Annotated in this window: 9 protein-coding genes; 6 read left to right on the top strand and 3 right to left on the bottom strand. The window is 67.5% G+C overall.

Annotation, left to right across the window (positions count from 1 at the left end; translation table 11 throughout):
* Positions 1-392: 392 nt before the first annotated feature.
* Positions 393-2,864 (bottom strand): acyl-CoA dehydrogenase, encoded by a 2,472-nt coding sequence (locus JNG39_RS20120; protein ID WP_368313739.1) that lies wholly within the window; start codon positions 2,862-2,864, stop codon positions 393-395.
* Between the two features lie 30 nt (positions 2,865-2,894).
* Positions 2,895-3,782: an alpha/beta fold hydrolase gene (locus JNG39_RS20115; protein ID WP_368313738.1), complete on the bottom strand. Its 888-nt coding sequence runs from the start codon at positions 3,780-3,782 to the stop codon at positions 2,895-2,897.
* A 140-nt stretch (positions 3,783-3,922) separates the two neighbouring features.
* Between JNG39_RS20115 and JNG39_RS20110 the strand changes: the two genes are divergently transcribed.
* From JNG39_RS20110 to JNG39_RS20090, 5 genes are all read left to right on the top strand, one after another.
* Positions 3,923-4,498: a TetR/AcrR family transcriptional regulator gene (locus JNG39_RS20110; protein WP_368313737.1), complete on the top strand. Its 576-nt coding sequence runs from the start codon at positions 3,923-3,925 to the stop codon at positions 4,496-4,498.
* Between the two features lie 95 nt (positions 4,499-4,593).
* Positions 4,594-6,384, top strand: coding sequence for a phosphoenolpyruvate carboxykinase (GTP) (locus JNG39_RS20105; protein ID WP_368313736.1), 1,791 nt, complete (start codon positions 4,594-4,596; stop codon positions 6,382-6,384).
* A gap of 201 nt (positions 6,385-6,585) precedes the next feature.
* The gene (locus JNG39_RS20100; protein WP_247375119.1) at positions 6,586-7,140 is read left to right on the top strand and encodes an RNA polymerase sigma factor; all 555 of its coding nucleotides are present in this window, start codon (positions 6,586-6,588) and stop codon (positions 7,138-7,140) included.
* A complete protein-coding gene (locus JNG39_RS20095; protein WP_368313735.1) occupies positions 7,137-7,556 on the top strand; it encodes a hypothetical protein in 420 nt (139 codons plus the stop codon). Before JNG39_RS20100 ends, JNG39_RS20095 begins: the two co-directional genes overlap by 4 nt.
* Positions 7,557-7,580: 24 nt before the next feature.
* Entirely contained in the window at positions 7,581-8,495 is a 915-nt protein-coding gene (locus tag JNG39_RS20090) for a DUF4097 domain-containing protein (RefSeq protein WP_368313734.1), read from the top strand.
* A 185-nt stretch (positions 8,496-8,680) separates the two neighbouring features.
* On the opposite strand, the gene JNG39_RS20085 is transcribed toward JNG39_RS20090, so the two are convergent.
* Positions 8,681-9,640, bottom strand: coding sequence for a hypothetical protein (locus JNG39_RS20085; RefSeq protein WP_368313733.1), 960 nt, complete (start codon positions 9,638-9,640; stop codon positions 8,681-8,683).
* 263 nt (positions 9,641-9,903) lie between these two features.
* Between JNG39_RS20085 and JNG39_RS20080 the strand changes: the two genes are divergently transcribed.
* A complete protein-coding gene (locus JNG39_RS20080; protein WP_368313732.1) occupies positions 9,904-12,795 on the top strand; it encodes an EAL domain-containing protein in 2,892 nt (963 codons plus the stop codon).
* Positions 12,796-12,828: the final 33 nt, after the last annotated feature.

Here is a 12,828-nt window from a genome sequence, read left to right as displayed (position 1 = left end):
AAGAGCCCCGGCCGCGCGCCCTGTCGGCCGCGTTAGGCGCCCGAGGACCTCGGAGCGGAAGAGACCCCGCAGGGGCGACGGTCAGGATGACCGTCGTTCTTCGCCGAGACAGGATGTCGAGTCGAAGAACCCCGCGTAGAGGTCCGTGCCCCGAAGGGGACGGGCGACGTGCGGCCGACAGGGCGCGCGGCCGGGGCGATTGCCTCGGTCCGCATCGCTCTTCGCGCCAACGGCGCGTGGATACACGCATTCGCGGTAGCGAATGAACCGATGCCAGGGCGACGCGATACCGGCTACCGAGGCGCTGGATTCCTGCGTGCGCAGGAATGACGTGAGGCATAAAAAAAGGCCGCGGTGATCCGCGGCCTTTTTCGAGGAGTGACGCAAGGGGCTTACGCCGCTCGCGACGCCTCCATTTTCTCCGCCTTGCTCACCACGTTCGCACGCAGCTCGTCGCTGTCGAAGTCGTCGACCGAAATGAACTCGGCCACGCCATCGCGCACGCGCTGGAGCAGGTCGCGCTCCGCGGCCGTGATGGCGCCCAACTTCTCCGCCTCGACGAGCTGTTCGTTGTACGTGTGCGCATGCAACTGGCCGCTCTTGAGCGCCTTGACGAACTTGCGCTCCACCGGCTCGGCGGCGATCACGTCGGGCAGGATCGCGTTCATGCGGCCGACCGTGTTGTTCGCCGTGGGGCTCATGTAAGTCCACGTGATGAGGCGATCGCGAGCTTCGCTCGGCGCAGTGATGAGCGCGGCCACGCGACGGCCCAGGCGATCCGACGGCGGCACTTCGCGGCGGCCGAACGGGAACACCAGGAAGCGCAGCAGCCAGGCCACCGGACGCACCGGGAAGTTGCGGATGACGCCGTCGAGCGCGTTCTGGATGCGCCACATGCACTCGTGGAACGCCCAGGCCAGCAGCGGACGGTCGGCTTCCGGACGGCCGGTGTCTTCGTAACGCTTCAGCATCGCGCTGGCGATGTAGAGGTACGAAAGCACGTCACCCAGGCGGGCCGACAGCTTTTCCTTGAACTTCAGCTTGCCGCCCAGCACGCCCATGGCCACGTCGGCGCACAGCGCCAGCGCCGCCGAGTAGCGGTTGAGCTTGCGGTAGTAACGGCGCGTGTACGCATCGCCGGCACCCTCGCCGATCTTCGCGGCGGTGACGCCCAGCACGAAGCTGCGCACCGCGTTGGAGAAGCCGAAGCCGATGTGGGCGAACAGCACCTTGTCGAAGGTCTTCAGGCGCTCGCGGTAATCGGCGATGTTGAGCGCCTGCATTTCCTTCAGCACGTAGGGATGGCAGCGGATGGCACCCTGGCCGAAGATCATCAGGCTGCGCGTCATGATGTTCGCGCCTTCCACCGTGATGGCGATCGGCACGCTCTGCCAGCCGCGGCCCATGTAGTTCTTCGGGCCGAGGATCACGCCCTTGCCGCCGTGCACGTCCATCGCGTCGGACGCGATCTGGCGGCACCACTCGGTGGCGTGATACTTCGCGATGGCCGACGGCACCGCCGGCTTCTCGCCGCGATCGACCGCCGCCGCCGTGGCGCGCGACAGTGCCTGCGTGGCGTAGGTGAGGCCACCGATGCGGGCCAGGGCTTCTTCCACGCCTTCGAAACGGCCGATGGCGAGGCCGAACTGCTTGCGCATGCGCGCGTAGGCGCCGGTGGCGGCCACCGCCATGCGCGAGGCGCCGGTGGCGTTCGACGGCAGCGAGATGGCGCGGCCCACCGACAGGCATTCGACCAGCATGCGCCAGCCCTGCCCGGCCATGTGCGGACCGCCGATCAGCACCGACAACGGCACGAACATGTCCTTGGCGTGGATCGGACCGTTCTGGAACGGCGTGTTGAGCGGGAAATGACGGCGACCGATCTGCATCCCCGGGGTTTCGCGCGGGAGCAGCGCCAGAGTGATGCCCAGGTCTTCCTTCTCGCCGAGCAGCTTCTCGGGGTCGTACATGCGGAAGGCGAGGCCGACGATGGTGGCGACCGGCGCCAGGGTGATGTAGCGCTTGTCGAAGGTGAGGCGAACGCCGACCACCTCTTCGCCGTTCCACATGCCCTTGCCCACGATGCCGAAGTCGGGAATCGACGTGGCGTCGGAACCGGCGTACGGACCGGTGAGCGCGAAGCAGGGAATCTCACGGCCGTCGGCCAGGCGCGGCAGGTAGTGGTTCTTCTGCTCGTCGCTGCCGTAATGCATCAACAGCTCGCCCGGGCCGAGCGAGTTGGGCACGGCCACGGTGGAGGCCAGCGTCTGCGACATGCTGGAGAGCTTCTGCAGCACGGCCGAATGCGCCAGCGCCGAGAACCCGAGACCGCCGTAGGCCTTGGGGATGATCATGCCGAAGAACTTGTTCTTCTTGATGAACTCCCAGACCTCGGGCGGCAGGTCGGCCAGTTCGTGGGTGATCTTCCAGTCGTCGATCATGCCGCACAGTTCTTCGACGGGACCGTCGAGGAAGGCCTGCTCTTCGACGGAGAGTTCCGGCTTCGGCTGGCGCAGCAGCTGCGACCAGTCGGGCTTGCCCGAGAACAGTTCACCCTCGAAGCCGACGGTGCCGGCCTCCAGCGCCGTCTGCTCGGTGTCGGAGAGCTTCGGCGTGACCTTCGCGAACATCGACAGCAGCGGCGCGCTGATGGTCTTGCGACGGAAGTCGATCATCAGCAGCGGCACGGCGACGGCCGCCAGGATCAGCAGCACGATGACCGTGGTGACGGTCGCGCCCGCGAGGATGCCGACGACGAGCGTCGTCACCGCCGTGGCGATGGCCCACGTCTTCAGGGACGTGCGGTGGTAGGCACATGCACCGGAGGCGATCAGCGCCGCCAGCACAACCAGGATCGCAGACATGGGTATCACCTCGTACGTTGGTGCTTGGGTTTATGACCGGGAAAGGGTTTCGGCGAAGGACGCCACTTCGTTGGTGAACGCGTCGTTGGCATCGCCGGCCACCATGTGGGTGGCGTCGGCCAGCGATACGTGGCGCGCATGCGGCACGAGCCGCAGGAATTCGTCCACGGTGTGACTGGATACCACGTCGCTGCGCGCGCCGGACAGCAGCAGCACCGGCACCTTCACGCGCGCGGCGGCCTGGAACAGCTGGGGCTGGTAGCGCTCGCTCTCCGCGACCACGCCGTCGAGCAGGGCCGGGTCCCAATGCCAGTGCAGGCGACCGTCGTCGCCCTGGCGCAGCAGGGGCTTGAGCTGGGCTTCGGTCTTGCGCTCGCGGCGATGCGGCAGATAGGCCTCGATGGCCGACGCGGCGGCGTCGTAGTCGGCGAATCCGTCGGGATGGGCGCGCATGAAGCCGAGGATGCGCTCGACGCCCTTGGTTTCCCAGCGCGGCGTGATGTCCACCAGCACCAGTGCCGAAAACGGCGGGTGGTCCGGATCGGCCTCGCCAGCGGCCACGAGGCCGAGCAAGCCCCCCATCGACGCGCCCACCATCACCGGCCGGCGGCCGTCGGACGACGTCGACACGGAAGCCACGCGAAGCAGGTCGTCGACGAATTGTTCCATGTGGTATTCGCCGCGCGGCACCCAGTCGCTGCCACCGTGCCCGCGCGCATCGAAGGTGACGGCGTCGTACCCCTGCGCGGCCAGCGCGCGCGCGGCGCCGTTCCAGGCGTGGCGGGTCTGGCCGAAGCCGTGGGCGAACAGCAGCGAGGGCGAGCGCTCACCGCGCCAGCGCTCGAGCGCGAGGGCGATCCCGTCGGCGGCGGCGACATGCGAGACGGCGGAGCGGGCGGTGAGAGGGTCGGCAACCATACGCCAGAGTATGTGGGGTGCGGCAAGCATCGTCAATACGGATGCGTATGGTCACCCAAGCACTTAAAAGTCAAGGTTTTATGCAACATGGGATACCGCTGACGGATTGCAAACGGCGCCGTCTCCGTTACCATGCGCCGATGAACCAAGGTGCCAAGACCGAACGCGTCCGCCTGTCCGCCGAAGACTGGGAGGATGGAGCCCTCGCCCTCATTGCCGAGCAAGGCGTCGGCGCCCTGGCGGTGGAAGCCCTCGCGCGACGCCTCGGCGTCACCAAGGGCAGCTTCTACTGGCATTTTCGCACGCGCGAGGCCCTGCTCCAGGCCTCGCTCGAACGCTGGGAAGAATACGGCGAACGCGAGGTGCTGGCCGAGATCGAGCGCATCGCCGACCCGCGCGAGCGCTTCCCCGAACTGTTCCGCCGCGTCGCCCACGAACTCCAGCCCCATCGGGTGTACGCCGCGCTGCTCAAGGCGCTCGACCACCCGCAGGTGGTGCCGGTGATGGCCCGCGTCTCCCAGCGTCGCATCGATTTTCTCACCCGCATGTATGCCGAGGCCGGTCTCGATCCCGTCTCCGCCCTGCATCGCGCGCGGCTGACCTACGCGGCCTACGTCGGCTTCCTCCAGCTGAACTTCACGCTCGGCCTGCCGCGCATCAGCCACGAGGAATTCGACGCCTACGTCGAGCACATGATCGCCACGCTCACCCCCTGACGAAACCCGCATGGCAGCTTTGCTGCGCCGTGCCTTGCCAATACCAGGCGGTGCAAACTACTGTCGGTCTTGCTTTTATTTGGAGACCACAACGGATGCAAGCGCACGGCAGTTCCCTGGAAGCCCTCAATCGATGGGTCGACGACGTCGCCCGGCTCACGCGGCCGGACACCGTCGTCTGGTGCGACGGATCCGACGCGGAGTACGCGGAGCTCGTCGCCGGGATGCTCAGGGACGGCACCCTGGTGCCGCTGAACGAAACCACCCACCCGCGCAGCTACCTGCACCGCTCCCATCCGTCCGACGTGGCCCGCGTCGAGCACCTCACCCTGGTCTGCACGCCGGAAAAGGATGACGCCGGCCCGAACAACCACTGGATGGCGCCGGCCGAGGCCCACGCCAAGATCGACGCCCTGTTCGACGGCGCGATGCGGGGCCGCACGATGTACGTCATCCCCTATTGCATGGGCCCGATCGACTCGCCGCTGTCGCGCTGTGGCGTGGAGATCACCGACAGCCCCTACGTGGTCGCCAACATGCGCATCATGACGCGCATGGGCGCGCCCGCCCTCGCCCGCATCGAGCGCGAAGGCACGTTCGTGAAGGGCCTGCACTCGATCGGCGACCTCGATCCGGAGCGCCGTTTCATCATGCATTTCCCCGAGGAACTCACGATCAAGTCGATCGGCTCGGGCTACGGCGGCAACGCGCTGCTGGGCAAGAAGTGCCACGCGCTGCGCATCGCCAGCCACCAGGCGCGTCGCGAAGGCTGGCTCGCCGAGCACATGCTCATCGTCGGCATCGAGAACCCCAAGGGCGAGAAACACTACATCGCGGCCGCCTTTCCTTCCGCCTGCGGCAAGACGAACCTCGCGATGCTCATTCCCAGCGAGGGTTACCGCGAAGCCGGCTGGAAAGTCTGGACGGTCGGCGACGATATCTGCTGGATGACGCCGGGCGCCGACGGCCGCCTGTGGGCGATCAACCCCGAGGCCGGCTATTTCGGCGTGGCGCCGGGCACCGGCGCCACCACCAACCCGAGCGCGCTGGCCACGCTGGGCCACGATGCCATCTTCACCAACGTGGCCGTCACCGCGGACAACCGCCCCTGGTGGGAAGGCCTGGGCGAAGGCGAGCCGGTCACCGACTGGCAGGGCCGTCCCTACGATCCGGCCAACGGTCCGGCCGCGCATCCCAATTCGCGCTTCACCGTCAGCGCGACGCAGTGCCCGAGCTGGGCGCCGGAGTCGGAAGACGACCGGGGCGTTCCCATCTCGGCCATCGTCTTCGGCGGCCGGCGCCCGTCGCTGGTGCCGCTGGTCTTCGAGGCGAAGGACTGGGCACATGGCGTCCTGGTGGGAGCCTCGATGGGCTCGGAGACCACCGCCGCCGCCACCGGCGCGGTGGGTGTGCTTCGCCGCGATTCGATGGCCATGAAGCCGTTCTGCGGCTACAACTTCGCCGACTACTTCGCCCACTGGCTGTCGTTCGACAAACCGGGCATGAAGCTGCCGCGCATCTTCCACGTCAACTGGTTCCGCAAGGACATCGACGGGCGCTTCATGTGGCCGGGCTACGGCGAGAACATGCGCGTGCTCGACTGGATGATCCGTCGTGTCGAGGGGATGGCCAGCGGACATGAAACGCCGATCGGTACGGTGCCGGCGCAGGGCGAACTGAACGCCGAGGGCCTCGACGTGTCCGCAGCCACCCTCGACGAACTGACGCGCGTCGACGTGGACGGATGGATCGAAGAGCTCAACGCCATCGCCACCTATCTCGACGGGTTCGGCGAGCGCATGCCCGAGCGGTTGAAGGCTGAGAGGCTGCGGGTGAGCAAGGCGCTCGAGGCGGCCCAGGAGCGCCGCTCGGCACAGGTGGCCTGAGGTTCCACCCTTCGCCGATGCGATCGGCTCCCACCCCTTCGGTAGGCAGTTCACCTGAACACTGCTACCGAAGGGGTGGGAGCCGATCGCATCGGCGAACTCCTTCGGAGCCGAACGCCGGGCAGTCCCTTAAACCGTTTCCCCCTTGCCCGCATCCAAGCTGGCAAGATGAATGCACTATGCCTCGCCGCCACTTCCTTCATGCAGCCTGAGCTGCCCGTCGCGTCCTCCGACGACGACGTGGTGCGGGCCGCGGCGGCGGGCGACCGCAAGGCGTTCGAAACGCTCTACCGGCGGCATGCGGATCGCGTCTACGGCGCCATCCTGCGCCTGGCCGCCTACGATCATGCGCGCGCCGAAGACCTCACCCAGGAAGCCTTCGTGCGCGCCTGGCAGAAACTCGACGGCTTTCGCTTCGAAAGCGCATTCGGCACGTGGGTCTACCGGTTGGCCGTGAACGTGGCGTTGATGTCCATACGCGCCCGCAACGCCGATCCGGTGAGCATCGTCGACGACGAACACCTGCCCGACATCACCGATACCGATAATCCGTTGCGCGCCGTCGAGCGCGACGAATTGGAAAAAGCCATCGCGGGCCTGCCCCCACGGGCCCGCGCCGTGCTCGTCCTGCACGACGTGGAAGGTTGGAAACACGAGGAAATCGCCGCCGAGCTCGGCATGGCGGTGGGTTCCTCCAAAGCACAGTTGCACCGCGCGCGCGGCCTGCTCCGCCGCACGCTGGGAGATACGCCATGAACGAACTCGACTACCTGCGCCAGATGCGCTCGCTCAACCGTCCGGTCTCGCCCCACCGCGACCTGTGGACGGACATCGAAGCCCGGCTCGGTGAAACCGTCCCCACGGCCACCGTGCGGCACCGCCGCGCGCGGCCCTGGTTGATGGCCGCCGCCATCGCGGGCGTGGCCGTGCTCGGCGGCGGCATCGGCCTGCACCTGGTTTCGCCCACGCCGAACGACGGACTGGCCGCCACCAAGGCATGGAAACCCGCCGACCCCCGTCTCACCGGCGCGGCGGTACAACTTGACGCCACGCGCCTGGAACTCAGCCAGGCGATGCGCGAAAACCCCGACTCACCCGCCCTGCAACGGCTGATGCTGCGCACCGAGCGCCAGCGTGACCGTCTGCGTAACTTCGACAAGCAAGCCGGCTAACAGCCAACAGGGAGGAACCCCACCATGAAGACCCTTTACATCGCACCCCTGCTGTTGGCCCTGTCGATCGGCCAGGCCCATGCCTCCACACCGATCAACCTGTCGAAGGACATCCGCCCCAACGCGCGCATCAGCATCGACAACACCAAGGGCGAGGTCACCGTCACCGCCTGGGATCGCAACCAGATCCAGGTGTCGGGCACGCTCGGCACCGGCGTGCGCCCGCTCGAACTGGAAGGCGACGACCGCAACGTCGACATCCGCGTACAGGGTGGCAGCGGCAACGGCAAGTGGTTCAGCTGGGGCAACGACAGCAGCATGGGGCCCACCACCCTCAACGTGCGCGTACCCAAGGGCGTGGAGCTCGAGGTGAAGGTGGTGAGCGCGCCGGTCAGCATCGACGGACTGGAAGGCGGCCGCATCGACATCGAATCCGTGAGTGGCCGCGTGCGGGCCAACGTGCGCACGCCGTCGGCCAGCATGCAGACGGTGAGCGGCACGATCGAACTGGCCGGCCGCGCCGACAAGGCCGACCTGCAGACCGTCTCGGGCGACATCACCGCCCCGAACATCGGCCAGCACGTCGAAGGCCAGACGGTCTCCGGCCGGATGACGATCGGTGGCGGTCCGTGGAAGGAAGCCAACTTCAGCACCGTGTCGGGCGATACCGAAATCAACGGCGGCCCACTCGGCAGCAGCGGCAGCAAGCTCACCGTCGACGCGATGAGTGGCGACGTGAAGTTGCAGCTGCCCGCGTCCACGTCGGCGCGGCTGGACGCATCGACCTTCAGCGGCGACATCAGCAGCGACTGGGGCCAGCCCTCGCGCGGCGACGACGGCCCGGGCAAGGAACTGAAAGCCACCCTCGGCGGCGGCGATGCGAACATCCACGTGGAATCGTTCAGCGGCGACGTGCGGATTCGCAAGGCCGGGAACTGAGGTACGCCCGATTCGCCGATACGATCGGCTCCCACCCCTTCGGTAGCAAGACCCTGGTGACCGGACAGCCCAGGATGCACCGGCCTCCGAAGCAGCAGGGATTCGACGGTCTGGCTACCGAAGGGTGGGAGCCGATCGCATCGGCGAATCCTGTAACGAAAAGGCCGCGATCTTCGCGGCCTTTTTCATAGATCCTGGTGGTACTGCACGTACGGCGTTCGCGACTGGTCGGGTTCAGGCAATGCCGGATTGTTCGGCGTGGTACCCGACGACCAGACGTTCTGCGCGCCCACCGACAGCTCACCCCGCCACGGCAGGCGGAAGGTGACGCCCAGGTCGATCGCGCTCCAGCGGCGATCGGTGCTCAGTCCGTTGGCCACGCCGGCTTCGGGCTGCATCGTGCGGCCGGTGATGGTGCCGTACAGCGGACCGCGATCGACACCGAGGCTCAGCGCCTTCTGGTCGACCGAACCGACGCCCAGCAGGTTGCCCGGCAACAGGCGAATGCGACCGATGCTGGCACCGAGATCCAGGCCGCTGCGGCCATCGAGATCGAGGCGGCCATGCGCATTGAGTTCGGTGCTCGACGAGAGCGAACCGAACGGCAGGCCCGACATGGTGGACGCCATGCCCGGCAGCACGCGAGGCAGCGCGGGACTGTTGCCCGAAGGACGCGTGGAACCCACGCCCAGCCCAACGCTATAACCGGAGCCGCGCCAGGTGGCGCCGACTTCGCTGCCGACGATGCGCGGAGGTGCCCCCGGCGACGTGCAACGGTCGCCATGCGAGGTGGCGGACGCACCGCAGGATTCGGCGGAATTGATCCAGCCCTGGCCGCTCACCGAGGCATGCGCCTGCAGGCGCGGACCGAGGTCGTACTGCAGGCCGCTGGACACATAAGGGCTGGCGCCCAACGGACGCGGAGCCAGCGGCTGGGTGGGATCGGCACGGTCGCTGTAGCGAACCGACAGCGTGCGACCGTCCGGCGTGCGCCACATCGGCAGCGCGCTTTGCGGATCGGCCCCTTCGGCCGGCGCCGGGTCGGCGTACAGGATGGCCCCGGTGCCTTCCAGGCCCTCGGACACGCCATGCCCTGCCGCGGCGAGCGGCATCAGCAAAAGCATGGAGAGCAAGGTGCGGCGCATGGAAACCATTGATCGGAAGGCGGCCCGTATCCCCGAACCCCGCCGCGAGCCGTCGACGGGACGGTTGTCAGTGTATCTCGTTTTACTTTTTACTAACACCCCATCGGGGGTCTTCAGAATGGACGATATCTGCCGTTCATGACCGTCAAGGGGGCCTGCGCGTTCAGGCGCAAGGGCATTGAGACTGTGGGCGAGGCGCCCATCGCGCGACCGCCCCCAACACATATAGACTGATCCGACCAAGACCGGAATCCATCCAGGCGATGACCATCGCTCCATCCCAAAGCCCGGCTTTGCAGGCGCCCGGTCCAGGCGAATCCGCGCCGCTGCACGACGCCGTAGAGCGCCTGCTGCGCGCGGCCGACCCCGAGGTCGTCCGCGACGAGTGCGTGGCCTTCGCCCGCTGCCTGAACCCCGATGCCCAGGTCGAGTGGCGGGAGGCGGGTGCACAGGCATCCGACCCGACCACCATCGAACTCGGCGTCGATCCCCGTACCGAACGATCGCTGGTATTGACCCCCGGCACGGACGAAAGTGCCTCCCTGGCCGACATGTTCGACTGGCTGGGCCGCCTGGCCGGCGCCCGCCTGCGCCAACTGGCCGAAACCGCCAACCTCTACGAGGCCATCTCACGCCTCGCTCTGGCCGAACGCCTGCAGCGCGCGCTTTACGCCATCGCCGAACAGGCCGGCGCCGAGCACAACATGCGCGACATGATGACCGCCCTGCACGGCATCGTGGGCAGTCTCATGTACGCCGAGAATTTCTACATCGTGCTGTACGACGCGCAGAGCCGCACGGTGCGTTTTCCCTATTTCGTCGATTCGGTCGACACCGATCCGCCCGATCCGGAGTCCATCCGGCCCATCGAGGCCATCGAGAACACCCTTACCTGGCACATCCTCCAGAGCGGCAAATCGCTCATGGGCGCCAGTGCCGACCTGGAGAAGAGCCTGCCCGGGCCCCGCGTGGACATCGGCCCGCCCTCGGACGACTGGCTCGGCGTGCCGATGAAGCGCGGCGACGACGTGGTGGGTGCGCTGGTGGTGCAGAGCTATCGTGCCGACACCCGCTACACGCCCAACGACCGCGAGCTGCTGACCTACGTGGCCCAGCACGTGCAGACCGCGCTCGAGCGCCGCCAGGCGCACGAGGAACTCGAACGCCGCGTCACCACCCGCACCGCCGCGCTACGCGAGGCCAATCGCGTGCTGCGCCAGCAGGTGTTGCAGCGCCAGCGTGGCGAGCGCCTGCAGGCGGCATTGTTCCGCATCGCCGAACTGGCCAACACCTCCGACAGCATCGAGAATTTCTACGCCGCCGTGCATCGCGTGATCGGCGGCCTGCTCTACGCGCGCAACTTCTACATCGCGCTGCTTTCCGAAGACCAGTCCAAGCTCACCTTCCCGTACTCGGTCGACGAACTCGACGGCGTGCGCGAGCCGCGCGAGCTGGGCCGGGGCCTCACCGAATACGTGCTGCGCAACGGCAAGGCCCTGCTCGCCGACCGTTCCGAGATCGACCGCCTCAATCGCGACCAGGTGCTCTCCACCACGGGCGCCAAATCGCTGCACTGGCTGGGCGTGCCGCTCATCTGGAACGAAAAATCCATGGGCGTGCTCGCCGTGCAGAGCTACTCGCCCGAGCACACCTACAGCGCACGCGACCAGGAACTGCTCACCTTCGTGAGCTACCACATCGCCAACGCGCTGCAGCGCAAATACACCACCGAATCGCTCAAGCAGGCGTATGCCAGCCTCGAGCGCCGGGTGACCGAACGCACGCGCGCGCTGGCCCTGGCCAACCGCGACCTGCGCGAGCAGATCGCCGAACGCGAGCGCGTCGAGCGCCGGCTCAAGTACGAAACCCTGCACGACTCGCTCACCGGCCTGCCCAACCGCACGCTGCTGCTGCAACGCCTCGAGCAGGCGCTGAACCATTACCGCGAAAACCCGGGCGAACTCTTCGCGGTACTGTTCATCGACCTCGATCGCTTCAAGGTCATCAACGATTCGGTGGGCCATCTCGTCGGCGACGACCTGCTCTTCCAGGTGGGTGGCCGCGTGCGCGCCTGCCTGAAGACGCGCGACGTGGTCGCGCGCCTGGGCGGCGACGAATTCGCCGTGCTGGTGGAAGGCATCACCGATCCGCAAGCCGCCACGCACATCGCCGAACGCATCATCGCGCAACTGCAGACGCCGTTCCGGCTGGGCGCGAAGGAGATCTTCACCTCCGCCTCGATCGGCATCGCCCTGCCGACGCCCGAGTACACGCGCCCGGAAGAACTGCTCCGCGACGCCGACTCGGCGATGTACCGCGCCAAGGACGAAGGCCGCCATCGCGCCGCCGTGTTCGATGACCGCCTGCGCCGCGAAGCCCTGTCGCTGCTCGAACTGGAAGGCGACCTGCGCCGCGCGCTCACGCGCCACGAGTTCGTGCCGTTCTACCAGCCCATCGTGCACCTCGAAGACAGCCGCGTGGTCGGCTACGAGGCGTTGCTGCGCTGGCGTCATCCGGAGCGCGGCCTCCTGCCGCCAGGCGATTTCCTCGCCGTGGCCGAGGACACCGGCTGCTCCGAAGCCATCGACTGGCAGATCTTCCAGCAGGTGGTCCGCCAGGCGCGCGCGCTCACCCGCGACGAGGGCTTCGTCAGCATCAACGTATCCGGCAGCCACTTCCGCTCACCCGACCTCGACCAGCGCCTGCTCGACCTGCTCGCGCAGCACAAGGTGCCGGCCAAGTGCATCCGCGTGGAGGTGACCGAACGGGCGCTGCTGGAGAACCCCGCGCAGGTCAAGCGCATCCTCGAAAACCTTCGCGCCCATGGCGTCGGCATCGCGCTCGACGACTTTGGCACCGGGTATTCCTCGCTGAGCTACCTGCACCAGTACCCGATCGAAACGCTGAAGATCGACCGCTCGTTCGTCATCGACCTTCCGGCCGAGGACAACGAGGCGCACAGCACGGCGGTGGTCCGCGCCATCCAGGCGCTGGCCGACTCGCTGCGCATGCAGGTGATCGCCGAAGGCATCGAAACGGAGACGCAGATGCGCGCGCTGCGCCGCATCGGCTGCCGGTTCGGGCAGGGATTCCTGTTCGCGCAACCGGCGCCGGCGAGCAAGTGGCTCGGGGCGCCGCTGTCCCTCGACGCCTGAGGCCAGATTGATTTCGCCGATACGATCGGCTCC

The sequence above is a fragment of the Luteibacter sp. CQ10 genome (assembly GCF_040900725.1).
GTDB lineage: Bacteria > Pseudomonadota > Gammaproteobacteria > Xanthomonadales > Rhodanobacteraceae > Luteibacter.
This window is presented reverse-complemented; position numbering and strand designations above follow the sequence as displayed.

What these genes read in the sequence shown, in the direction of transcription:
- JNG39_RS20120 (WP_368313739.1), bottom strand. Translation starts at nt 2,864, where the DNA reads ATGTCTGCGATCCTGGTTGTGCTGGCGGCGCTGATCGCCTCCGGTGCA.
- JNG39_RS20115 (WP_368313738.1), bottom strand. Translation starts at nt 3,782, where the DNA reads ATGGTTGCCGACCCTCTCACCGCCCGCTCCGCCGTCTCGCATGTCGCC.
- JNG39_RS20110 (WP_368313737.1), top strand. Translation starts at nt 3,923, where the DNA reads ATGAACCAAGGTGCCAAGACCGAACGCGTCCGCCTGTCCGCCGAAGAC.
- JNG39_RS20105 (WP_368313736.1), top strand. Translation starts at nt 4,594, where the DNA reads ATGCAAGCGCACGGCAGTTCCCTGGAAGCCCTCAATCGATGGGTCGAC.
- JNG39_RS20100 (WP_247375119.1), top strand. Translation starts at nt 6,586, where the DNA reads ATGCAGCCTGAGCTGCCCGTCGCGTCCTCCGACGACGACGTGGTGCGG.
- JNG39_RS20095 (WP_368313735.1), top strand. Translation starts at nt 7,137, where the DNA reads ATGAACGAACTCGACTACCTGCGCCAGATGCGCTCGCTCAACCGTCCG.
- JNG39_RS20090 (WP_368313734.1), top strand. Translation starts at nt 7,581, where the DNA reads ATGAAGACCCTTTACATCGCACCCCTGCTGTTGGCCCTGTCGATCGGC.
- JNG39_RS20085 (WP_368313733.1), bottom strand. Translation starts at nt 9,640, where the DNA reads ATGCGCCGCACCTTGCTCTCCATGCTTTTGCTGATGCCGCTCGCCGCG.
- JNG39_RS20080 (WP_368313732.1), top strand. Translation starts at nt 9,904, where the DNA reads ATGACCATCGCTCCATCCCAAAGCCCGGCTTTGCAGGCGCCCGGTCCA.